Raw genomic sequence first — 22,981 nt, 5'->3', positions numbered from 1 at the left:
CGGGAGTTCGGTCAGGGCGTCGCGATCAGGCCGCTGGCGGTGGCAACGACCCAGCGGCCGCCCCAGCGCACGATGGATTCGACACGTCCGATTCCGGGAATGGTGTCGCCGCGCGCGGCCATCCTGATACCGTCGGGACCTTCGAGAACGGCGGTCCCATCCCGAACGTCGACAACTGTCCAGCCGGAAATTGTGGTCGGCTTCGTTTCCGGCGCCGCCACCAAAGGCTGCGGCCGCATCGCAATCGCCGAGGGGCCGACATTTGCCTGGGAGGCCGGGCCCGCAGCCGGGCGTGCACCGGCCGACAACACGGCGGACGGCTTGGGAATGCTTCCGACGACGGCGGGCGAATCTGAGGTGGATGCGGTCTTCCGGGTGCCTTCAATCTTGCCGCTCGACCGTGCTTCAGCCATGCGCGGCGCGGGCGCTTCCTTCTGCGCAACAGTTTCAAGGCCGAGCGTGCCTGCCAACTCGGGCCAACTCAGGCCGCCGGCCCATCCCAATCCAAAGCTTGCCGCCACGGCCACGGTGACCAGCAACGCGCTGCGCGCCCGGTCGCGAAATGACTCCCGTACCACCAATACGTCATCGCGATCGAGGGAATTCCACAGGCTCGCCGGCAGCGCGGGCCCCAGCTCGCCAGCCGCATTCCCGGACAACATGCTTTCAACGGTACTCGGCTCGCGGTCGTGCATGGCGTTGGCCCACGTTCAGCTAGCCGATGATGTTCCTTTAAACTGAATCGAATCTTAACAATCGGGCTCCGTAACGCGCTCGGTTATCACATTCTACTTCCACACCGACTTGTCCGCGTCCCAGCGCTGGCCCTTGAATTCCCTGGCCAGCGCTTCGAGCGAGCCATTGTCGTCCTTCGGTTCGCCGCCTTCTTCGTCGCCGGTGGACCCTTCCGACAAATGCAGTTTTGGGCCGGCGCCTTCATCCGCGGTCGTGATCACCGGGCTCGAGATCCACAGCATCAGCCGATCGGTGCCGCCCGGTTTATCCGGCGAGACCAGCGCGGTGACCTCGACAGTTTCGGTCAGCGCGAGCGCGGGATAGATCGGGCTCGGCCGCTTGAAGCTCAGCGTCAGTTTTCCGGTGTTGGCGTCCCACTCGGCGCCCGCCGGCTTGGCGGCAAGCGTTTTCGCCAGCACGCCTGAAATGGCCGAGGCGATTTTGTCCCTGTTGATCTTGTCGCCGTCGCGCCAATCGGCCGCTGCAAAACGGATGGTACGGTCCATTTCGACGCTGCCGCTGGTCCATCCCGCGGCGATCACGCCTGGTGCCGCCTTCGCCTTCGCGATCAGCGCGGCGGCGCGCTCCGGATCGGCCGTCAGGTTGATGGTCTGCTCGCCGGCGCGCAGCGCGTCGCAGGAGATCGAAAGGCTGGAAAGCCCGACCTCGACGGCCTCGCCCTTCAGACTCTTGAGGAAGTCCAACGCGGCGTCGAGCTTGACCCGCACGCCGATCGCTTCCGGCGAGACGTCGGTAAAATCCTTCGGCGCCGGCGTGATGCCGTCGTCGCTGGTCTGGTACTCCTGAAATTCCTTCTCGCTGAGATCGGAATTGTCGGTCGAGGTCACTTCGGTCACGGTCTGGCCGATGCTGATCTGGCCGCGGAATTCGAAGGTGTCGCCGACAGGCTTGCGCAACAGCTTGACCGTGACCGGCAGCTTGTCACCGAGGCTCTGCGTGGTGCCGGTCAGGTTCTGGCCGCTGACGGTGAGGTTGGCGACAAAGCGGTCCTTGCGGTCGGCGCCCTTCGCGGCGGGGTAGCAGACGTCGAGAGTAGCAGCGGTGACGTTCTTGCCCTGGCGGGTTTCCTTCAGGATGACATCGGCATTGCCGTCCATCAGCCCGTCGATCGCGGTGAAATAGCGCGTCTCGGTCGCGCCGGGCGCGGTCTTGGGCTGCAGTTTCATCTGGGCGATAGCGAAATTCGGGGAGGCCATCACCAGACCGAGCAGGAGAAGGGGGAGCGCGCGCATGAGAATTCCCTTAGACCACAGAATCGGAGACGCCTTAGGTAGCAAACCTCGCTAGCTTCGGCCAAAAAGAAGGCCGTGAGGAGGCTTGTGCTCCTCGCACCCGGCAAGGGGATGGAGCCCGGCGAGCGTGCTCACCTCACATTTCGACATTGCATGACGGTCTCACGTCGCCTTACGGCTGCTTAGCACGGGGTAGGGACGCACCGGCGGAAGGGTTCCCTCCCCCCTTGCGGGGTCCGAGACGAGCGAAGCTCGCTCGAGGGTTAGGGAGAGGGGTGCCGCTTGCTCTGCTACCAGACGAACGCGTCACGCTAGAATCTCAGATTGGCCTGATCTCTTCGTCCGAATGCGCGGCTTACCCCTCTCCCCAACCCTCCCCCGCAAGGGGGGAGGGAGCCTTGCCAGCGCGCCCACATCACGAGAGACCTCGATGTCTCCCGCAAAAAAGAAGGCCGCCCCGGGGGCGGCCTTCGATCTGTTTGAGGAGCGGGGTCTCAGAACCCCATGCCGCCCATTCCACCCATGCCGCCGCCACCGCCGGGCATCGCCGGCGCTGATTCCTTCGGCAGTTCGGCGACCATGGCTTCGGTGGTCACCAAAAGGCCGGCCACCGACGAAGCGTCCTGCAGCGCGGTGCGCACCACCTTGGCCGGATCGATGATGCCCTTGTCGACCATGTCGACATATTCCTCGGTCTGGGCGTCGAAGCCGAAGGTCTCCGACTTGTTCTCGAGGATCTTGCCGACCACGATCGAGCCTTCGACGCCGGCGTTTTCCGAGATCTGGCGAACCGGGGCTTCCAGCGCCTTCAGGACGATATTGATACCGGCCTGAACATCGGAATTGTCGTTGTTGATGCGGCCGACCGCCTTTTTGGCGCGGAGCAGCGCCACGCCGCCGCCCGGCACGATGCCTTCCTGCACGGCTGCGCGGGTCGCGTTGAGGGCGTCCTCGACGCGGTCCTTCTTCTCCTTGACCTCGACCTCGGTCGCACCGCCGACCTTGATCACCGCGACGCCGCCGGCGAGTTTTGCAAGGCGCTCCTGCAGCTTCTCGCGGTCGTAGTCCGAGGTGGTCTCCTCGATCTGCGCCTTAATCTGGGTGACGCGGGCCTCGATGTCCTTCTTCTTGCCGGCGCCCTTGACGATCGTGGTGTTTTCCTTGTCGATCACCACCTTGCCGGCGCGGCCGAGCATGTTGATGGTGACGCTTTCGAGCTTCATGCCGAGTTCATCGGAGATGAGCTGACCGCCGGTCAGGATCGCGATGTCTTCCAGCATCGCCTTGCGGCGATCGCCGAAACCCGGCGCCTTGACGGCGGCGACCTTCAAGCCGCCGCGCAGGCGGTTGACCACCAACGTCGCCAGCGCCTCGCCCTCGACGTCCTCGGCGATGATCAGCAGCGGACGGCCCGACTGCACCACGGCTTCCAGCACCGGCAGCATCGACTGCAGGCCGGACAGCTTCTTCTCGTGCAAGAGCACGTAGACGTCTTCCAGCTCGGCGGTCATCTTCTCGGCGTTGGTGATGAAGTAGGGCGACAGGTAGCCGCGGTCGAACTTCATGCCCTCGACGATGTCCACTTCGGTCTCGAGCGACTTGTTTTCCTCGACCGTGATCACGCCTTCATTGCCGACCTTCTGCATCGCCTGCGCGATCATCTTGCCGATGGCGGTGTCGCCGTTGGCCGAGATGGTCCCGATCTGGGCGACTTCGGACGAGGAGGCGACCGGCTTGGCGCGCTTCTCGATATCCTTGACGACGGCGTGGACCGCGATGTCGATGCCGCGCTTGAGGTCCATCGGGTTCATGCCGGCGGCGACCGCCTTGCCGCCTTCGCGCACGATCGCCTGCGCCAGCACGGTCGCAGTCGTGGTGCCGTCGCCCGCGGTGTCGTTGGTCTTGGAGGCGACTTCGCGCAGCATCTGCGCGCCCATGTTCTCGAACTTGTCTTCGAGCTCGATTTCCTTGGCGACGGTGACGCCGTCTTTGGTGATGCGGGGAGCGCCGAAGCTCTTCTCGATCACGACGTTGCGGCCCTTCGGACCGAGCGTCACCTTCACCGCGTTGGCGAGAACGTCGACGCCGCGCAGCATGCGGTCGCGGGCGTCGCCGGAAAATTTAACGTCTTTGGCAGCCATTTGAATTGCTCCTAGAAAACGGTCCTCATCCTGAGGAGCGGGCATCGCCCGCGAAGGATGAATTTGTGAAAGCTGGGCCCCTCGAGACGGCAGCTTCGCTGTCTCCTCAGGGTGCGGGAGCATGCTGTTAAGTCAGGACGCCCATGATGTCGGACTCCTTCATGATCAGGAGTTCCTCGTTTTCGAGCTTGACCTCGGTGCCGGACCATTTGCCGAACAGCACGCGGTCGCCGACCTTGACGTCGATCGGAAGCAGCTTGCCGGCCTCATCGCGGCCGCCCGGCCCGACGGCAACGACTTCGCCCTGCGACGGCTTTTCCTTGGCGCTGTCGGGAATGATGATGCCGCCCTTGGTCTTCTCTTCGGCATCGATGCGCTTGACCACGACGCGGTCGTGCAGTGGACGGAATTTGGTTTTGGCCATGACGTCTCCTCTTGAAGTTCCTCTGGGAGGCTTAGGTTTCGGGTCTGTACCACTCGAAAATGGCTGGGAATGCCGGGTATTCGACGCCGCCCCGGGCGAGGCAGCACAACCCTTAGCAATCGTTGTATTTGAGTGCTAAACGTGGAGCCGGGGAATATGGCTTGGCGCCGATCCTGTCAAGCAAACAAGGGGATTAAAGCCTTGGTGAGGCCAATATAGGATGGTGCTTCGGAAACCAAATCGGTGCAGCGGCGTAATTTTAACCGACGTCATTGCTCCGGCAGACTTTTTGCGGTTGGCTGCTTGACGGGAGCGGCCAAGTGATTGCTCGGGGGAATGCGATGATCAGCTCACGTAATGCGCGTACGGTTGCCAATCTGGCGATCGCGTCGGCGCTTTCGATCTTGCTGGCGGCGTGCAGCAGCATGAGCCTGCCGTCACTGTCATCCAGTCCGCCGCCCGAGCCCGAAGTCGCGCCGGAAATGCCGGCAACCATCCGCTCCGACGAGATCGTCGGCCGCTGGGGCCTCGCCTCGTTCCAGAATCCCAATGACCGCGCCCGCACCGAAGCGGCGGCGCGCGGGCAGTGCAAGCAGCCCTACGTGATCGGCGCCGGCGCCAATGGCGGCGTGGTCATGCATCTGGCCGACCAGGCCACTCCGCAGGAGCTGCGCCTCAAGGGCAGCCCGAGCGGCAAGAATTATATCGGTCCGCCTGGTCCCGCCGGCGGCGAACAGGATCGCGAGATCGTTTCGTTCGACGGCCGCGTGCTGGTGACCCGCTTCATCGAAAAGGACGCCGCGGTCCGCTACGGCAACATGGTCTATGTCCGCTGCGCGCCGCGGGCGTGAGGCGGCAACACCCTCATCGTCATGCCCGCCACCGGGTCTCGCCTTCGGCGAGCCCGATGACAGGCTCCGGCCGGACATCCAGCAGGAGCGGCTTCTCCGCTGAATCGCTGATGTCTCTGGGATACTGGATCATCCGCTTTCGCGGATGATGACGGTGGAGGATGGGCACGAGCCCAACAAAAAAACGCCGGCATCGCTGCCGGCGTTTGTTTAGCGCGCGTTAACCAGCCCGATCAATCAAACAGGGCGTCGATGTCGTCCTGCGAGGCGTGGCCGGCGTCGCCGTCCAGTTTCGGACCGTTGAGCAGCTTGGCGTCGCCTTCGCGGGTGTCGACGATCGGCGCGGCGTGCGCCTTGATCGCATCGACGCCGCCCCAGATGTCCATCATCGTGTAGATGTGCTGCTCGATGAACTTCATCGTGGTCATCACCTTGCTGATGCGCTGGCCGGTGAGGTCCTGGAAGTTGCAGGCTTCGAAGATCGAGACGACGCGTTCCTGGATATCCTCGCTGAGCAGCTTCTGCTGGTCGGGCGAGATGTTCTTGGACAAAGCGGTTGCCGCCTGGTCGATCGCTTCGGTGGCTTCCAGGATTTGCTGGGTAGCCTGTTCGGTGCCGCCGACGACGGCACCGAGCTCGCCATTGACCTTGGCCATTTCCTGGCCGTCAAAGCTCTTGCCGTGCAGGGTGGCGATCTCGCGCTTGGTGCGGTTGATGGCGTCGTGAATCAGATCGAGCTCGACCTTGAGCTTCGCACACTGTTCGATCTGGGCGCGATAGGTTTCCAACAGCGCGTGCGCATCGGCGGTCTCGCGCGCGATAATATCCGACTGCTCGGTCGAACCGGCGCGGGCGTGACCGAAGCCGGCCATCTGTGCTCGGATGGCGCGCAGCTCGGCCATGATCTCGCGATGCATCGGGCCAATCTCGCCGCCATCGACTGCGGGCATGACAATTGGCGCATCGCCCAGAATGGCTTGTTCGATTCGAAAACGTTTGCGACTTACCGACATGAGATTTCCCACCCCTTCATTGCCCGGATGTTTTAGACCATGGCGATTTAACGTCAGGTTCACGGCGCAAAATCGCATGTCGGCGCTTTGCCCACGGCCGCACACTCTCGATTAACCATGAGGGGACCGCGTTCACGCAAAATAAACGCTGTCCGACAAATCCGTGCGCGATTGCCGACGTGGTGAATCGAAACGCGGCTTCTGTTTACCAAACCGATTAGGTTTTGATTTGTATTGATCGCGCGCAGCGGCGTTCATCGTTGCGCCCCGCGAACCCGAAGTGACGAACAGTACAGAGTACGTCGATGTCCGGAAAAATCATTGTTGCGCTCTTTGCGAGCGTGTCTTGCCTTTGCTTCGCCAGTGAGGCTGCAGCGATCGACGCCTCATCATCAACTGAGCCCACCGTGATCTACGCCCGCCAGCCCGCGCCGCCGGCGCCGGTGCGCATGGCTTCTGCCGAACGCTCCAATATGGGCGGCGGCTTCATCGAATTCCTGTTCGGCGATGCGCCGCAGGGCGGGCGCTATCAGCAGCCCGTCTACCAGCAGCAACCGGACTACGGATATGGCGGGCGGCGCGCGCTGCTGCCGCCGATGGATCCGCAGCAGTCGATGCGGCGCGAGGAGGAGGAAGCAGTCGATCCCGCCCAGCACCGGCTCGATCCGAAATATGAAAAGCAGGTGGTCGAGTATCACGGCAAGGAAAGCCCGGGCACCATCGTGATCGACACCCCAAACAAGTTCCTGTTTCTGGTGCAGGGCGACGGCAAGGCGCTGCGCTACGGCGTCGGCGTTGGCCGTCCCGGCTTCACCTGGTCGGGCGTCAAGACGATTTCGGCGAAGAAGGAATGGCCGGCCTGGACGCCGCCGCCGGAAATGCTGGCGCGCCGCCCCGATCTGCCGCGGCACATGGAAGGCGGCCCGCAAAATCCGCTCGGCGCACGCGCGATGTATCTGGGATCATCGCTCTATCGCATCCACGGCTCCAACGAGCCCTGGACCATCGGCACCAACGTCTCGTCCGGCTGCATCCGCATGCGCAACGAGGACGTGATTGATCTCTACGGCCGCGTCGGTGTCGGTGCGAAGGTGGTGGTGATCTGATGCTCTGGTAGCCCGGATCTAGCGAAGCGAAATCCGGGACAGGTCGCGCTGCGGTGAGATAGTCCCCGGATTGCGCTTCGCTCCATCCGGGCTACGAATGCCCAAATAAAACGGCCGCCCGATCGGGCGGCCGTTTTCGTTTTCATAGCTGACGCGCGTCACGCGTAATCGCTGTCACCGCCGTCACCGTCAAAACCATCGGAATCATGATCCATGTCGTCGCCTTCATCGTGCGAAGCTTGATCAAAAAATCCCTGCCGCGAACCACTATCATCATTGTTGTCGGCGCGTCGGCTGGATGAGCCGATGTCGTTGATGCCGGCCTCGCGCGCGAGATCGCCGCCGGACTGATCGCTCCACGGCCTGCGGTCTTCGACGCCGCCGCTGTGGTTCGCCGTGTCGCCGAACGCCTGGTGGTTGCCGCCGCCGCCCATCATCCCTCGAATGCTGTTGGCCAGCAGCGATCCGCCGACTACGCCGGCCGCGGCCGCCGCTGCCGTTCCGAGGAAGGAGCCGCCGCCGCCGAACGGCGATTGCTGCGCACCAGAGGGCTGGCCATAGCCGGGCTGATTATACTGTCCGGGCGCCTGGCTCTGTTGCAGCACCTGACCGCTGTTCCAAGTCGGACGGCTGCCCATGTCGGGCGCGCGGACGTTGGGCACCGAACCCTGCGACGATCCTGGCGGCTGGCTCTGCCCGAAGATCGCGTCGCGCATCGAATCGAGAAAGCCGCCGGATTGAGTTTGCTGGCCCGCCGCCGCTTCCAATTCCTGGATGCGCATGTCGGCGCGCCTCAGCGCTTCGTCCTGCACCAGCGCGGTTTGCACCAGCGCATACACCGCATTGGGCGCGTTGCGCAGGCCCTGCATGATCGCCGCCATGGCTTCCGGATCGCGCTTGGCGCTTTCCAGCTTGGCGAGGCGGTCAAAAAGATCGTCAATCAGTTGGCGTTCTTGCGGTGTCATGGCCCTCTCCTTCGCGTCGAATCGTGATCGACGCGCCCGAAGATGTAAGGAGGGCTTTGTGTCGCAAGTAGTGGGAAGCCGAATTAAATTTTGGTATGCGACAAAACGCCAAGCGGCTTTTGCCGATGTTTGCTACCTCAATGTGACGTTATTCGCCGCCAGCAATGTCGGGAATCGATCACTTGCCAGAAATGCGTGTTCCGCCTCGCGCTGTGTGGTCAGGGGATCAAGCGCCTCGAGCGTTTCGTCGACAAAGCCGGGGTGGCACATCATCAGCCCGCCTTCCGGCAGCCCTTCGAGGAACTGAGCCATCAGTACGCCGAAATCGGGCTCTTTCGAAAAATCATAGGCGCCGGCGAACGCCGGGTTGAATGGAATTTTTGCATAGGCGGCGCGCTTGCGAAATTGCGCGCTGAGAATGTCGAGCACCAAAGCCTTGGGCGCGCCGAGCAGCTTGCTCAATGGCTTGAGGCGTCCGCCCTGGCGGACCCAGGCGCCGGGGGCTGCCTCCTTGACCGCGCGCAGAAAAGCGTCGCGCACCCCAGGGAAGAGTTGCGCGTGCTGATGGCCGTCGACGAAATCGGGCGCGCGGCCGAACAGGTCCTTGAAAGCTGCGAGCTGGGCTGCGAGTTCGTCTTCGATCATTTCAGGCTCGAGCCGCCGCAACAGGCCGGCGCGCAGCAATTTCGGAAACGGCAGGAACAGGCCGCCGTCAACGGGGCGAAAATGCATCGTCAGCGGACGAAACGGCGCGGTCAGCGTCGCATGCAGCCCGATCGCGCAGCGCGGGCTGTTCGCCGCAACTTCTTGCAACTCAGCGACCTCGGCGCGCCCGATCGCAGGTCCCACCACCATGACAGAGGTGGCATTGAGACGGCCGCGGCCGATCAAATCGCGGATGGCGCGGTTGACGCCTTCGGCCAGCCCGTAATCGTCGGCGCATAGCCAGATTCGGCGCGGCGGCGCGGCATCGTTCATTCGGCGGCGGTCCGCTCGGCGCTGACCGTCGTCTCGCCATCGGCGCGCTTCTCGTTGTGCTCGGCGACGAAATAGATCGGACGCGCCTTCAGCTCGGAGAGAATCTTGCCGATATATTCGCCGACGATGCCGATCATGATGAGCTGCACGCCGCCGATCGTCATCATCCCGATCATCAGCGAGGGATAGCCGGGGACCTGCTTGCCGGTGGTCCAGACCTCCCAGAGAATGGTGAGGCCGAACAGGAAGGCGCTGATGGCCAGCAGCACGCCGAGCAAACTTGCAAAGCGCAGCGGCGCCACCGAGAACGACGTCAGTCCCTCGATCGACAGGCCGATCAGCCGGCCCGGGCTGAACGTGGTGACGCCGTGCGCCCGCGGCGCCGGCTCGTAATCGACGCGGATCTGGCGGAAGCCGATCCAGTTCGACAGGCCCTTGAAGAAGCGGTTGCGTTCGGGAAGCTGCCGCAGCGCGGCCGCCGCACGTGGCGACAGCAGGCGGAAATCGCCGGCGTCCTCGGGGATCTTCTGCCGGGCGCCCCAATTGATCAGCGCGTAGAAGCTGTGCACCGCCTGGCGGCGCAGGAACGATTCATTGTCGCGATGCGCCTTCGCCGTATAGACCACGTCGTAGCCGTCATTGATCCAGTGCGCGACGAGCTTTTCAACCAGACTCGGCGGATGCTGGCCGTCGCCGTCCATGAACAGGATAGCGCCGCGGCGGGCATGATCGAGCCCCGCCATCAGGGCTGCCTCCTTGCCGAAATTGCGCGACAGCGAGACGACCTGCACGTCGAGCGCATCGGCGGCGAGCGAACGCGCGATCGCCAGCGTATTGTCGGCGCTGCCGTCGTCGACATAGACCACTTCGCAGATGAGGCCGTAGCGCGCCTTCAGCGTCTTGGCGAGCCCGATCAATCGCTCGTGCAGCAAAGCGAGCCCTGCCGCCTCGTTGTACAGCGGCACGACAACCGACAAGCCTTTCGCCGCGGCGCTGGCTGCGGTCGTCGTCAGGCGGGAAACGTCAGAGCCGAGCGTCATCAATCAGGTCCCAGATTATCCAACCACATATGTTACCTGCGAAATGCTGTCGCAACGATGAACGAAACGGCAGCCTTATTGCCTCAGGAACGTCTCGAGCTTGGCAAATAGCGGGTTTTCGCGGTCGAGCACATAATCGAGCGAGGCAATCGAAACGGTGTCGGCGCCGTGCTCGCGCAGGAAGCTGCCGAGCGCGTAAAGATGCATCGGTGGGCAGTGCAGCGTGAGCATGCCGGAAGATGTCGGCCCGCCGAACGGCGCCACCACACCAAAGCGGTTATGCGCCTCGGTCAGCAACGCCTCGTTGCAGCCGGCGAAACGTGTACGCACCTCGCGATATTTGCTGGCTCGCGCACGCGCAGCAATATGATCGAGGATCACGCGCGCGGTCTCGCGTGCCTCAGCCGACCAGTCGGCATCGCGGGAGGCCACGAGGTTGGCCTGGCTGCGCAAGATCACGCCGTCGTCGAGCACCTTCAGCCCGTTGGCGGCGAGCGTCGCGCCTGTCGTCGTGATGTCGACGATCATCTCGGCGGTGCCGACGGCGGGCGCGCCTTCGGTGGCGCCGGCGCTTTCGACAATGCGATAGTCGACCACGCCGTGGGCGGCGAAGAAGTTGCGCGTCAGGTTGATGTATTTGGTCGCGACCCTCATCCGCCGGTTATGCTGGGCGCGGAAGCCGGTGGTGACGTCGTCGAGATCGGCCATGGTGCGAACGTCGATCCAGGCCTGCGGCACCGCGACCACGACGTTGGCGCTGCCGAAGCCGAGGCTGTCGATCAGCAGCACGCGCTTGTCGGCATCGGGGATGCTTTCGCGCAACAGATCTTCGCCGGTGACACCGAGATGCACCATGCCGCGCGCCAGTTGCGAAGCAATCTCGCTCGCCGAGAGATAAGCGATCTCGACATTGTCGAGGCCTGCAATGGTGCCGCGATAGTCGCGCACGCCGCGCGGTTTTGCCAGCGTCATGCCAGCGCGGGTGAAGAACGCCTCGGCGTTTTCCTGCAGGCGGCCCTTGGAGGGAACGGCAAGGACGAAGGGAACGCTCATGTGGCGCTCCCTTCCGAAACAGGCTTGGCGTGTTGCGTCAGTGTTTCGATCCACACTGAGAATCCGACCGCGGGGATAGGCGTCGGTGAACCGAGTTGCGTCATCAGGCCATCATAGCGTCCGCCTGCGACCAGCGGTTCGACGCCGTTGCCCTTGGCATGCAGCTCGAATTCGAAGCCGGTGTAATAATCGAGCCCGCGGCCAAACGAGGTGGAGAAGCGCGTCAGCTTGGTGTCGATGCCGCGCGCGGCCATGAAGCCGACGCGGCTTTCGAGTTCGTCAATCGCCGCCGTCAGATCGAGCTTGGCGTCTGCGGCCAGCGCGCGCAGTTGCGCCACCGATTCATCGGGGTCGCCGGCGATCGCCAGGAAGCGCTTGATGATATCGAGCGCGTCGCGCGGCAGTGCGCCGCCCTTCAGCGTCGATTGTTCGAGAAAGCGGTCGGCGATCTCGTCGACCGTGCGTCCGCCGACATTGGTGGTGCCGGCGATCGACATCAGGTCGGTGACCAGCGCCAGCGCCGCCTTGCGATCGGAGCCGGCGAGCGCCGCCAGTACGCCCTCATATTCGTTGCGGCCAGGCGCGGTCGCAAGCGTCAGCCGCTCGATGTCCTCGGTGAGGCTGAGCTTGCGGTTGAAGTCCTTGATCAGCCGCCGCCGCCACACCGGATAGAGATCGAGCGCGTCGATCAGCGCATTGAACAGCGCGACGTCGCCGGTGCGGATTTCGACATCCTTCAATCCAAACGCCGAGGTCGCTCCCAGCGCCAGCGCCAGCATTTCGGCATCCGCCGCGGCGCGGTCCTGCCGGCCGAAGGATTCGATGCCGGCCTGCAAAAATTCGCTGGGCTGGCCGCCGCGATAGCGGAACACCGGCCCGAGATAGCTGAACCCGGCCGGCTGGCCGGCACGTCCCGAGGCGAGATAGTCCCGCGCCACCGGGATGGTGAGGTCGGGGCGCAGACAGAGTTCCTCGCCGGAAGGGTCGGTCGTCAGGTACAGGCTCTTGCGAATGTCCTCGCCGGAGAGATCGAGAAACGGCTCCGCCGGCTGCAGGATGGCCGGGTGGGCCTGGACGTAGCCGCCTTGTGCAAACGACAATAGCAGCGCATCCGCCCAGGCGGCGGACCCGGCAGCACCTCTGGCGGCAGCGGTCGCGGTCATCTTACGTCCAAATATCCGGAAAAACGGGGTTCCGGGGTTTTGTTTTCGGGGCCTCGAGGTTCCGGGGCTTGCTCGGGCAGGCCTTAGCATGGCCCGGGCGGCGTTTCGACAGGGATTGGCCAACTGAATTAATGCGCGGTGGCTGGGCGAGCTAAGCCGGGTCGGCAACGGTCTGGATGCCCAGGCGAGGCCGTGACGCAAGTGAGGTGAGCACGCGCTTCGGGCTCCCTCCCCCTTACGGGGGAGGGTTGGGGAGAGGGGTAAGCCGCGCATTCGAACGAAGAAATCAGGCTTACCTCTATCAAATCATGGCGCGCCACGCCCGCGCTGAGAGCCTCGTGTCGCGGTCCGTCTGGCAGCGGAGCAAGCGGTGCCCCTCTCCCTAACCCACGAGCGAGCTTCGCTCGTCTCGGACCCCGCAAGGGGAAGGGAACCCGTCCGGCGGTGCTTCCCTGACTAATGCTGACGAGCAGCCGCCCGCCAGTCCCCCAGCGCCGCCTGCACCAGCGCCAGTGCGGCCACGCCCGCCGTATCGGCCCGTAGAATCCGAGGTCCCAGCGAGAGCCTGAGGATGCTCGGCTGGCGCAGGAGAAGCTCGCGTTCTTCCGCGGCAAACCCGCCTTCGGGACCGATCAATAGGTCGATCCCCGAGCCCACCTGCGCCGCTTGCAGCGCTTGCACGGGATCGGCGACGTCTCTCGCCTCGTCGCAGAACACCAGCAGGCGGCCGGCTTCGCGCTTGTCGAGAAAGCGGTCCAGCGCGATCGGCTCGGCAACCAGCGCAAGGCTCAATATCCCGCATTGTTCGGCAGCCTCGATGACATTGGCGCGCATCCGCTCGCTATTCACCCGCGAGACCTGGGTGTGCCGCGTCAACACCGGCTGCAGGCTTGAGGCACCCATCTCGACCGCCTTCTGCACCATGTAGTCGAGGCGCGCGTGTTTCAGCGGCGCAAAGACATAGGCGATGTCGGGCAGGCGGTCCTGCGGCCGCGTCTGCGCGGCGATCACGAGGCCATCGGGCCGCTTGCGGCCTTCGATCGCTGCCTGCCATTCGCCGTCGCGGCCGTTGAACACCAGGATCGTCTCGCCGGCCGAGAGCCGCAGCACGTTGCCCAGATAATTGCTCTGGTTGCGCTCCAGCGCGATTCTTTCGCCCTCGTGCAACGGGGCATCGACGAACAGGCGAGGGGCGCGAAAATCGAGTTCGGGCATCGATAATGTTCCGTTTCCGCGCCGCTTTTAGCCTAAAGCGCTAGAATCCGGACGCTATTTTTAGTTCCGACGGGGCGTTACGCCGCGCTGCTGCCCTAATCAATGGGTTGTTAAGCGTCGGCAGGAATCGTAAAAAGTGCCCCACCGCAAATCCGCTTCGTTCGGAAAACGCTGGGGCTGCCTGGACCTCGCCGGAGATACACCCTTGATGATCCGCCGCCTGATTGTGCCGCTGACCGCTGCAATCGTGACCGTTCACGCGGGCCACGTGTTTGCGCAAGGTGCGTTCCCGGCGCCCTTGCCGAACCAGAGCGCCGCACCCGCGAATTCGCCGTTTCCGCCAGTGAACGGCGCGGCGCCGTCGGCTTCGGTCGGCGCACCATCGCCGTTCCCGTCGCAGGGCGCGGCCCCGGTTTCCAGCGGATTCAGTGGTCCGCCGCCGCAGGCCAGCGGTCCGGCGGACGCGTGCATGAAGGGGTTCGTTCCCCTGCGCGAGGAAGCCGAGAGGCGCGGCAAGCTGATCAAGGCCGCGAGCGACCGCAAGGCGCCGCCGGATGAAGCCTGCAAGCTGATCGGCAATTTCGGCCAGGCCGAATTGAAGATGATCAAGTACGTCGAGACCAATTCGGCCAAATGCGGAATTCCGCCGCAGATCGCCGATCAGCTCCGGAACGGCCACAAGAACACCGAGAAGATGCAGAAGCAGGTCTGTGCTGTCGCGCAGCAGGCGCAGGCCCGCGGGCCGGCCGGTCCGAGCCTCAGCGAGGTGCTGGGTTCGGCGTCGCTCCCCGAAGCGCAGACGGTCAGGAAGGGCGGCAGCACCTTCGATACGCTGAACGGCAACGTTCTCGCGCGATGATGCGGCTCCGATGAGCGACGCGACCGCCCGCGTTGCCGACGCGACCGGCAACTGGGTCGATACGCGCGCGCCGTCCTGGTCGCGGCCCTATTTACGGCTTTCCCGTTTCGACCGTCCGATCGGTTCGTGGCTGTTGCTGATGCCGTGCTGGTGGTCGGCGGCGCTGGCCGCCGGCGTCGCACGCGACATCTCGCAATTGCCGCTCGTGATCGTGCTGTTCTTCATCGGCGCCTTCGTCATGCGTGGCGCGGGCTGCACCTGGAACGACATCACCGACCGCGATCTCGACGCCCGCGTCGAGCGCACGCGGTCCCGCCCGCTGCCCGCCGGCCAGGTGAGCGTAACGCAGGCGTTCGCCTTCCTGGTCCTGCAGGCGCTGATTGGGCTTGTGGTGCTCTTGCAGTTCAACCGCTTTGCGATTCTGACCGGCATCGCCTCGCTGGTCATCGTCGCGGTCTATCCCTTCATGAAGCGCATCACGTGGTGGCCGCAGGTCGTGCTGGGGCTGGCGTTCTCCTGGGGCGCGCTGATGGGATTCGCGGTCACGTTCGGCCGGATCGATCTCACCGCGCTCGTCCTCTATGCCGGCTCGATCAGTTGGGTGATCGGCTACGACACTATCTACGCCCATCAGGACACCGAGGACGACGCGCTGATCGGCATCAAGTCGACCGCGCGCCTGTTCGGCGCGCGCACCCATCTTGCGCTCTCGGTGCTTTATTCGCTCGCCGTGGTGCTCATTGGCATCGCGCTGTTTCTGGGCGGCGCGCGCTGGCCGGCCTGGATCGGGCTGATCGCGTTCGCTGTGCATCTGGCCTGGCAGATCGGGCGATTGAATATCAGCGATCCTGCGCTGTGCCTGCGCCTGTTCAAGTCCAACCGCGACGCAGGGCTGCTGCTGTTTGCCGGATTGCTCGCGGATGCGGTGATGCGTTCGATCGCGTAGGGTGGGCAAAGGCGCGATAGCGCCGTACCCACCATCTATCACCGAGCACGCTTCATGATGGTGGGCGCGCTTCCGCTTTGCGCACCCTACAGCTCCAATACTGATTTGCCGCGCGCACAAGCGAAAATTCAATGCGCGGCTGCGACCAATTGGCACGACGGGCAAATCACTTCTGATTTTCAGAAATCGCGTCAAGCCCAGGAATCAAAATCGCACACGAGACCGCGGGTGCAGCCAGCACCCGGTCTTCCCTGCGCCCTCTGTTTGAGAGAGGGCGGGAAGTAAAGAGCAAACCTCGGGCAAGACACGTCGCGAGATCGCGAAGTCGTATTCAGTCGTCATCCCCCGCCTCATATTCAGTCGTCATCGTCCGCGAAGGCGGACGATCCAGTATTCCAGAGACAGCAGTGATTAAACCGATAAGCCGCAGCGTACTGGATCCCCCGCATGCGCGGAGGATGACAGTCATTGTGCGGCGACTGAAGCGTCCAAATTCAATCCCGCGCGATGATCTCGCGTTCGTCGCGATGAACGGTCTCGGTAGTGGTGAGATTGCCGAGGCGGCGGCGCACCAGGAATTTCGGGCGGCGGGCGCGGATCGCGTTGTGGCGTCGGCGGCGGGCGGCTGGTTCGCGATCGTCATCTTCCGTGAGTAGCGGCAGCGCGAAGATGTCGCTCCACATCTGCCAGGCGGAGGCGATCTCCTCGTCGTCGGAGCTCACACACAAGGGAATATTTAACGACGGATCGCGATGCGCCAGCACCAGCATCTGTGCGTCGTCATCGAGACCACGCAGTGCAACACCGAGAAAATCGCTGACGCGGACGTTGATCGCCATCCGCATGCCCTGGACGGCACGGTGCAGCACGACACGCTCGCGGTGAAGTTCGATCCTGCGCACGCCGCCGTCCGCACGGGTGTCGTGCGCATGGAAGCTGAGCGGCAGAGAAAGAGGGTCGAGCCGCAGTGAACGGCTCGACCCGGCGGGATTGATCCCGCTTGTTGCTGTTTGACGCCTCACGGCTCTCATCTCCCCGCCGGGATTATGTTCCCGGTCGATACGCGAGACCTTAGCCGAGCGATTTCCGTTTCGCCTTAAAAAGCCTGGTTAAGGAGAAGTCACCCGCCAGCATGATTGACAAGACCTTGGCTCACATGATTGACGAGACCTTGCGGCGATGCCGAAAATGTTTGGTATTTGGCGTCGCAAAATGCTTGAAATCCCTGTGAATCAGGCACATCTCAGAGCCTTGCCGGTCGGCGTCCGAACCCTTCAATGTCAGGGATTTTGTTTGTGAACTCTTCACCATCCACGGCTTCGCCGCTTTCGAAGACCCCCGCAACTTCTGACCTGTTCGACCAATCGGCGCTCTCGACGCTGGCGCAGCGGCTGGTCGAGGCCGCCAAGCGTGCCGGGGCGGATGCCGCGGATGCCGTTGCGGTGCGCGGGGTTTCGCAAGGCGTCGAAGTGCGCGATGGCCGGGTCGAGGAATCCGAGCGCTCTGAAGGCGACGACGTCGGATTGCGCGTGCTGGTCGGCCAGCGCCAGGCGGTGGTCTCGACCAACGATATTTCCGGCGATGGCGTCGCCAAGCTCGCCGAGCGCGCGGTCGCGATGGCCCGCGTCGCGCCCGACGACAAGTATGTCGGTCTGGCCGACCCCTCGCTGCTGGCGCGCGAGTTCGCCGACCTCGATCTGCTCGACCGTAATATTCCGACCACGAGTGAACTCGAGCGGCGCGCTGTCGAAGCGGAAGCCGCGGCCCTTGCGGTTAAAGGCGTCACCAAGTCGGGCGGCGCGTCCGCCTCGAGCGGCATCGGCGGCATGGTGCTGGTGACCTCGACCGGCTTCCACGGCTCCTATTTGCGCTCCAGCCACGGCATCTCGGTGACCGCGATCTCGGGCGAAGGCACCGGCATGGAGCGCGACTACGATTTCACCTCGGCCCCGCACGCGTCCGATCTCGATTCTCCCGAAAGCGTCGGCCGCAGGGCAGGCGAGCGTACCGTCGCTCGGTCCAATCCGCGCAAGGTCGAAACCTGCAAGGTGCCTGTCGTGTACGATCCCCGCGTCTCGGGGTCGCTGGTTGGCCATCTCGTCGGCGCTATCAACGGCGCCTCGATCGCGCGCAAGACCAGCTTCCTCAAGGACAAGCTCGGCGAGCAGTTGTTTTCGAAGAACATCCGCATCATCGATGATCCCTTACGTGTCCGCGGTCTGCGCTCGCAGACGTTTGACGCCGAGGGCGTCAAAGTGAAGAAGCTTGCGCTCATCGATGAGGGCGTGCTGACCACGTGGCTGCTGGACTGCGCCACCGCGCGCGAGCTCGGGATGGTCACGACCGGACATGCCCATCGCGGCGTCTCGTCGTCGCCGTCGCCAGGCTCGTACAATCTGCATCTCGAACCCGGCACGATGACGCCGAAGGAACTGATCTCCGATATCAAGCAGGGCTTTTATGTCACCGACCTGATCGGCTCCGGCGTCAACGGCGTGACCGGCGATTACAGCCGCGGCGCCTCCGGCTTCTGGATCGAGAGCGGCGAGATCACTTATCCCGTCAGCGAGGTGACGATCGCGGGGCACCTGCTGGCGATGTTCAAATCGCTCGTTCCCGCCAACGACCTGGAATTCCGCTACGGCGTCAACGCGCCGACGCTGCGCATCGAGGGGCTGACGCTTGGCGGACGTTGATACCGCCGACCGGATCTGGGCGCGCGATGCCGCGCTGCTGAAGGACACCGTGCGCGAAGCCGGTGCGCTGGCGCTATCGCTGTTTCGCACCGAATTGAAGAACTGGATCAAGGGCGCTTCCTCGCCGGTCTCCGAGGCCGACATGGCTGTGAACGACCTCGTCGAGCGTCGGCTGCGGGCGGCGACGCCGGATTATGGCTGGCTGTCCGAGGAAAGCGTCGATGACGATACGCGCCTGGGCAAGGAGCTGGTCTGGATCGTCGATCCGATCGACGGCACCCGCGCCTATCTCGCGCATCGCGAAGACTGGTGCGTGAGCGTGGCGCTGGTCGCGGGCTCAACCCCGGTACTGGCCGCAGTGTTCGCGCCCGCAAGCGACGAATTCTTCTTCGCGGTGCGAGGCAAAGGCACCACGCTGAACGAAAGGCAGGTCCGGGCATCCGCAGGAACGGAGTTGGATTTTTCCCGCATGGCCGGCCCAAAGCCACTGGTGCAGCGGCTGAGTTCGTCGCCCGAAGATATCACGCTGCATCCGCGAATCGGATCACTGGCGCTGCGGCTATGCCGGGTCGCGGATGGCAGTCTCGATGCCGCTTTTGCAGGCGGCCAGAGCCGCGATTGGGATCTTGCCGCGGCGAATTTGATCGTGCAGGAAGCGAATGGTAGAATGACCGCGCTCTCGGGGGATGCGATTGAGTATAATCGCCGGGAGGTGGTGCACGGGGTGCTGGTGGCGGCGGGATACGATCGGCATGCGCGCATTGTCGAGCATTTCCGGGATCGTTGGTTGCCCTGAATCCGTCGAAAGTGCCTCACATCATCCCGTTGATACCGCGATTCACACTATCACACTTGCTTGCCGGGCACCTCGTTAGGAAAGACCATCATGCCAGATAGTGCCCCGCAGCAATTGCTGCATCTCGTCATCGGCGGCGAGCTGACCGACCTCGAACACGTCACGTTCAAGGACCTCGACCAGGTCGACATCGTCGGCGTGTACCCCAATTACGCATCCGCTCTCGCGGCCTGGAAGGCGAAGGCGCAACAGACCGTGGACAACGCCCACATGCGCTACTTCGTGGTTCACCTCCACCGGCTGCTCGACCCAGGTCAAGACACGAAGTCCTCCAGTTGAAACGGTTCCTTCGCGATTTGCTGCGCAGCACCTGGGTTCAGCGCGCGCTGGGTGTGCTCGCGGCCGAATATTTGCGGCTGGTCTGGCTGACCAACCGCTTCAGCTACGAGCCGGCCAACGTCTATGACATCGTCGAGCCGGAGATGCCGGCGATCTTCGCGTTCTGGCACGGCCAGCATTTCATGACGCCGTTCATCAAGACCAAGGAGAGCCACCGCGCCAAGGTCCTGATTTCGCGGCATCGCGACGGCGAGTTCAACGCCATCGCCGCCGAGCGGCTCGGCATCGGCACGATCAGAGGTTCCGGTGATCATGGTGGAGCATTTCACCGCAAGGGCGGCGTCGGCGCCTTCCGGGAAATGCTGCAGGCGCTCGAAGAAAAGTGGAACGTCGCCACGACCGCCGACGTGCCAAAACGAGCGCGGGTCGTGGGGCTGGGCATTATCATGCTGGCGCGGGAGTCCGGGCGCCCGATCATGCCGTTTGCGATGGTGACCAGCCGCTTCATCAGGTTGAAAAACTGGGATTCCACCACCATCAATTTGCCATTCGGGCGCGGTGCCGTGGTAGGCATTGAACATGTATACGTGCCGCCGGATGCCGACGCCGAGACTATGGAAAAGCTGCGTCTTCAGGTAGAAGCTTATCTGAACGAAGCGACCCGCCGCGCGTACAAGGCGGTCGGGCGTCCGGAGGCCGCTCTTGGCTAATTCGCTGCCGATGACGTTGCGCGTCTACCGGAGCCTATCATCCGCGATGGTGCCGCTGGCACCCGCGGTGATCAACCGGCGCTTGAAGCTCGGCAAGGAAGACCCGGCGCGGGTCGGCGAGCGCCGCGGCATGAGCGCCGATGTTCGCCCTGCAGGGCCGCTGGTGTGGATTCATGGCGCCAGCGTTGGTGAAGTGCTGGCGGCGGCGGCGCTGATCGAGCGGCTGCGGGCCCTGGACCTGCGCATCCTCCTGACGTCGGGCACCGTAACTTCGGCTGCGATCGTCGCTAAGCGGTTTCCCCCGGACGTGATCCATCAATATGTCCCCTACGACTCGCCGCGCTACGTCGCGCGATTCCTCGATCATTGGCGTCCGTCGCTGGCGCTCTTCATCGAGTCCGACCTGTGGCCAAACCTAATTCTGTCGAGCGCCGCGCGGCGGCTGCCGATGGTGCTGATCAATGGACGGATGTCGCAGCGCTCGTTTCCCCGATGGCGCCGGGTCGCCGGCACCATTTCGGCGCTGCTCGACAAGTTCGACATCTGCCTGGCGCAGTCGCAGACCGATGCGGATCGTTTTGCCGCGCTGGGCAGCCGCAACGTCATGGTGACGGGAAATCTCAAGCTCGATGTTCCGGCGCCGCCGGCCGACGCCAACAAGCTGGATATGCTGATGTCGATGACACGCGGCCGCCCGGTGGTGGTCGCGGCCTCCACGCATCCCGGCGAAGAAGAAATCGTGACGGCAACCCACCGGACGCTCGCCGGATTCTTCCCGGGGCTGCTGACGGTGATCGTGCCGCGGCACCCCGATCGCGGCGAGGCCATCGCGAGCATGATCTCCGCATCAGGCCTCAATCCGACCCTGCGCTCGCACGAGGACTTGCCCACCGCCACGACCGACATCTATGTCGCCGACACCATGGGCGAACTAGGACTGTTCTACCGGCTGGCGCCAATCGTGTTCATGGGCGGATCGCTGGTCGAGCATGGCGGGCAGAATCCGATCGAGGCGATCAAGCTCGGCGCCTCGATCGTGCACGGCCCTCACGTCTTCAACTTCACCGATGTGTACGAAGCTCTCGATTCGGCAGGCGGCGCGCGGCGGGCCGATACGCAGGAGGCGCTGGTCAAGCAGTTCGGGCAGTTGCTCGCCGATCCCAAGGCGCGCGAAGCTGTGCTCACCGCATCCGAGCGTGTGGTCGGTCAGCTCGGCGGCGCGCTGGAGCGAACGCTCTCTGCGCTCGAGCCGTATCTGCTGCAGTTGCGGATCGAGATGGGAACCGGCAATGCGTGAGCCGGGCTTCTGGCACGGCCCGTCCTCGCTCAACTCGCATCTGTTGAAACCGCTCGGCGCGCTTTATGGCGCCATCGCCGCACAGCGCCTGCAGCGCAAGGGATTGAATGCCGGCATTCCGGTGCTCTGCGTCGGCAATTACCACGTTGGCGGCGCCGGCAAGACGCCGACCGTACTGGCGCTGGCGAAGCTCATGCGCGACCTCGGCGAGACCCCGGTCGTGCTCAGCCGCGGCTATGGCGGCGAATTGCGCGGGCCGGTCCGGGTCGATCCTGAGCGGCATGCGGCGACCGATGTCGGCGACGAACCGCTAATGCTGGCAGGCCATCTGCCGGTCGTGGTGTCGCGCAAACGCGCCGAGGGCGTGCCGCTGGCGCGCTCGCAAGGCGCGACCGTAATCCTGATGGACGACGGCTTCCAGAATCCGTCGATTATCAAGGACGCATCCCTGATCGTGATCGACAGCGAACGCGGGATCGGCAACGGGAAAGTATTTCCCGCCGGCCCGCTGCGCGCGCCGCTGCGGCCGCAACTGGCGCGCACCGACGCGCTGATCATTGTCGGCAACGGCACCGCTGCCGAGCCCGTGGCCGCCGAGATTGCCGCACAGGGCAGGCCGGTATTGCGCGCGCATCTGAAGCCGGAAGAAGCGCCGGTCGCCGCGCTTCGGGGCAAGCGCGTGCTGGCATTTGCCGGCATCGGCGATCCCGTGCGGTTTTTCAACACGCTGCGCGCCAGCGGCATCGATGTCGTCAGGCAGCAGGCCTTCGCCGATCATCATCCGTATTCGCAAGCCGAGATCGAAGGCTTGATTACCGAGGCTCGGCGCGACGGGCTGACATTGGTGACGACGGAGAAGGATCTGGCGCGGCTGCGCGATCAAGCGCAGCACATCGTGCCGTTCGCGGTAACATTAGAGTTCGACGATCCTGCGCGCCTGCGAAAATTCGTCGCTGACCGGCTCTTCAAGGCACGCGAGAGGAAAGAATCGTAGCCCGGATGAGCGCAGCGAAATCCGGGAACGAAGGCGACACCGGCCCCGGATATCGCTGCGCTCATCCGGGCTACGAAGCAATCCTAGCCCTGCGTCTTCAGCGCGCCGGGAAAGTGTCGCTGCAGTACGGCGCCCGGAACCGAATAGGCCTCCTGCAGATCGACGCTCCAGTACTTCAATTCATCGAGCGGAATCCGCACGTCGGTGACGGCGCAGCGCACGTAGGTTCCGGGCGAGATCACGCGGAAATCGCCGTCCAGATACTGCACCTGCGCTTCGCCATGGCCCGAGGGGCCGAATTTATTGAGCACCGCCAAACTCTCCGATGGGGCCCGCCCGCGTGGGCGGCCTTAAGTCTATTTTCCGGATTCGACCTATCATAAATAGGTCATACTGTCCGCCCCGGA

The 22,981-nt window shown here is 64.0% G+C and carries 23 protein-coding genes; 10 read left to right on the top strand and 13 right to left on the bottom strand.

The features are described 5' to 3' along the window. Window positions 1–11: 11 nt before the first annotated feature. The 4 genes from RX328_RS38170 to groES all read right to left on the bottom strand — a co-directional run bounded on the left by RX328_RS38170 (window position 12) and on the right by groES (window position 4,553). Window positions 12–662 carry a hypothetical protein gene (locus tag RX328_RS38170; RefSeq protein WP_213248010.1) on the bottom strand — a complete coding sequence of 217 codons (651 nt, stop codon included), beginning with the start codon at window positions 660–662 and terminating at the stop codon, window positions 12–14. Window positions 663–788: 126 nt separating this feature from the next. Next, window positions 789–1,988 carry a hypothetical protein gene (locus tag RX328_RS38165; RefSeq protein WP_213248012.1) on the bottom strand — a complete coding sequence of 400 codons (1,200 nt, stop codon included), beginning with the start codon at window positions 1,986–1,988 and terminating at the stop codon, window positions 789–791. A gap of 494 nt (window positions 1,989–2,482) precedes the next feature. After that, window positions 2,483–4,129: a chaperonin GroEL gene (gene groL / locus RX328_RS38160; RefSeq protein WP_213248014.1), complete on the bottom strand. Its 1,647-nt coding sequence runs from the start codon at window positions 4,127–4,129 to the stop codon at window positions 2,483–2,485. A gap of 127 nt (window positions 4,130–4,256) precedes the next feature. Next, entirely contained in the window at window positions 4,257–4,553 is a 297-nt protein-coding gene (gene groES / locus RX328_RS38155; RefSeq protein WP_213248016.1) for a co-chaperone GroES, read from the bottom strand. 341 nt (window positions 4,554–4,894) lie between these two features. On the opposite strand from groES, the gene RX328_RS38150 reads away from it, so the two are divergent. Next, window positions 4,895–5,404 carry a hypothetical protein gene (locus tag RX328_RS38150; protein WP_213248018.1) on the top strand — a complete coding sequence of 170 codons (510 nt, stop codon included), beginning with the start codon at window positions 4,895–4,897 and terminating at the stop codon, window positions 5,402–5,404. A gap of 233 nt (window positions 5,405–5,637) precedes the next feature. On the opposite strand, the gene RX328_RS38145 is transcribed toward RX328_RS38150, so the two are convergent. Then, window positions 5,638–6,417, bottom strand: a complete 780-nt coding sequence (locus tag RX328_RS38145) for a protein phosphatase CheZ (protein WP_213248020.1) — start codon at window positions 6,415–6,417, stop codon at window positions 5,638–5,640. A gap of 305 nt (window positions 6,418–6,722) precedes the next feature. On the opposite strand from RX328_RS38145, the gene RX328_RS38140 reads away from it, so the two are divergent. Then, window positions 6,723–7,523, top strand: coding sequence for a L,D-transpeptidase (locus RX328_RS38140; RefSeq protein ID WP_213248022.1), 801 nt, complete (start codon window positions 6,723–6,725; stop codon window positions 7,521–7,523). 158 nt (window positions 7,524–7,681) lie between these two features. On the opposite strand, the gene RX328_RS38135 is transcribed toward RX328_RS38140, so the two are convergent. The 6 genes from RX328_RS38135 to RX328_RS38110 all read right to left on the bottom strand — a co-directional run bounded on the left by RX328_RS38135 (window position 7,682) and on the right by RX328_RS38110 (window position 13,937). Next, window positions 7,682–8,488 carry a DUF2076 domain-containing protein gene (locus tag RX328_RS38135; protein ID WP_213248024.1) on the bottom strand — a complete coding sequence of 269 codons (807 nt, stop codon included), beginning with the start codon at window positions 8,486–8,488 and terminating at the stop codon, window positions 7,682–7,684. A 132-nt stretch (window positions 8,489–8,620) separates the two neighbouring features. After that, window positions 8,621–9,466 (bottom strand): ChbG/HpnK family deacetylase, encoded by an 846-nt coding sequence (locus RX328_RS38130; protein ID WP_213248027.1) that lies wholly within the window; start codon window positions 9,464–9,466, stop codon window positions 8,621–8,623. Then, window positions 9,463–10,506, bottom strand: coding sequence for a glycosyltransferase family 2 protein (locus RX328_RS38125; protein ID WP_213248029.1), 1,044 nt, complete (start codon window positions 10,504–10,506; stop codon window positions 9,463–9,465). The genes RX328_RS38130 and RX328_RS38125 overlap by 4 nt, the downstream gene beginning before the upstream one ends. Before the next feature lie 75 nt (window positions 10,507–10,581). Next, window positions 10,582–11,559, bottom strand: coding sequence for an ATP phosphoribosyltransferase (gene hisG / locus RX328_RS38120; RefSeq protein WP_213248031.1), 978 nt, complete (start codon window positions 11,557–11,559; stop codon window positions 10,582–10,584). Further along, the gene (locus tag RX328_RS38115) at window positions 11,556–12,722 is read right to left on the bottom strand and encodes an ATP phosphoribosyltransferase regulatory subunit (RefSeq protein WP_213248032.1); all 1,167 of its coding nucleotides are present in this window, start codon (window positions 12,720–12,722) and stop codon (window positions 11,556–11,558) included. The genes hisG and RX328_RS38115 overlap by 4 nt, the downstream gene beginning before the upstream one ends. A gap of 456 nt (window positions 12,723–13,178) precedes the next feature. Further along, on the bottom strand, window positions 13,179–13,937 hold the full coding sequence (locus RX328_RS38110) for a 16S rRNA (uracil(1498)-N(3))-methyltransferase (protein ID WP_213248033.1): 759 nt from the start codon (window positions 13,935–13,937) through the stop codon (window positions 13,179–13,181). Window positions 13,938–14,145: 208 nt separating this feature from the next. On the opposite strand from RX328_RS38110, the gene RX328_RS38105 reads away from it, so the two are divergent. Together RX328_RS38105 and ubiA are read left to right on the top strand one after the other, a co-directional pair. Next, entirely contained in the window at window positions 14,146–14,796 is a 651-nt protein-coding gene (locus RX328_RS38105) for a hypothetical protein (RefSeq protein WP_213248341.1), read from the top strand. A 10-nt stretch (window positions 14,797–14,806) separates the two neighbouring features. Continuing rightward, window positions 14,807–15,742, top strand: a complete 936-nt coding sequence (gene ubiA / locus RX328_RS38100; protein ID WP_213248034.1) for a 4-hydroxybenzoate octaprenyltransferase — start codon at window positions 14,807–14,809, stop codon at window positions 15,740–15,742. 494 nt (window positions 15,743–16,236) lie between these two features. On the opposite strand, the gene RX328_RS38095 is transcribed toward ubiA, so the two are convergent. After that, window positions 16,237–16,764: a DUF6101 family protein gene (locus tag RX328_RS38095; protein WP_213248035.1), complete on the bottom strand. Its 528-nt coding sequence runs from the start codon at window positions 16,762–16,764 to the stop codon at window positions 16,237–16,239. 273 nt (window positions 16,765–17,037) lie between these two features. Between RX328_RS38095 and RX328_RS38090 the strand changes: the two genes are divergently transcribed. From RX328_RS38090 to lpxK, 6 genes are all read left to right on the top strand, one after another. Beyond that, entirely contained in the window at window positions 17,038–18,438 is a 1,401-nt protein-coding gene (locus RX328_RS38090; protein ID WP_213248036.1) for a TldD/PmbA family protein, read from the top strand. Next, on the top strand, window positions 18,425–19,234 hold the full coding sequence (locus tag RX328_RS38085) for an inositol monophosphatase family protein (protein ID WP_213248038.1): 810 nt from the start codon (window positions 18,425–18,427) through the stop codon (window positions 19,232–19,234). Before RX328_RS38090 ends, RX328_RS38085 begins: the two co-directional genes overlap by 14 nt. 90 nt (window positions 19,235–19,324) lie before the next feature. Beyond that, entirely contained in the window at window positions 19,325–19,573 is a 249-nt protein-coding gene (locus tag RX328_RS38080) for a DUF4170 domain-containing protein (RefSeq protein ID WP_108519953.1), read from the top strand. Continuing rightward, entirely contained in the window at window positions 19,570–20,283 is a 714-nt protein-coding gene (locus RX328_RS38075; protein WP_213248040.1) for a lysophospholipid acyltransferase family protein, read from the top strand. The genes RX328_RS38080 and RX328_RS38075 overlap by 4 nt, the downstream gene beginning before the upstream one ends. Then, complete coding sequence (locus tag RX328_RS38070; protein ID WP_249726126.1) at window positions 20,276–21,580, top strand: 3-deoxy-D-manno-octulosonic acid transferase; 1,305 nt, start codon at window positions 20,276–20,278, stop codon at window positions 21,578–21,580. Before RX328_RS38075 ends, RX328_RS38070 begins: the two co-directional genes overlap by 8 nt. After that, complete coding sequence (lpxK, locus tag RX328_RS38065; RefSeq protein ID WP_213248042.1) at window positions 21,573–22,574, top strand: tetraacyldisaccharide 4'-kinase; 1,002 nt, start codon at window positions 21,573–21,575, stop codon at window positions 22,572–22,574. Before RX328_RS38070 ends, lpxK begins: the two co-directional genes overlap by 8 nt. A gap of 83 nt (window positions 22,575–22,657) precedes the next feature. On the opposite strand, the gene RX328_RS38060 is transcribed toward lpxK, so the two are convergent. After that, window positions 22,658–22,885, bottom strand: coding sequence for a DUF2093 domain-containing protein (locus RX328_RS38060; RefSeq protein WP_057842324.1), 228 nt, complete (start codon window positions 22,883–22,885; stop codon window positions 22,658–22,660). Window positions 22,886–22,981: the final 96 nt, after the last annotated feature.

Origin of the sequence: Bradyrhizobium sp. sBnM-33, assembly GCF_032917945.1 — a bacterium.
Lineage (GTDB): Bacteria > Pseudomonadota > Alphaproteobacteria > Rhizobiales > Xanthobacteraceae > Bradyrhizobium.
The sequence above is the reverse complement of the archived record's forward strand: the minus strand, read 5'-3'. Positions and strand labels throughout refer to the sequence as shown.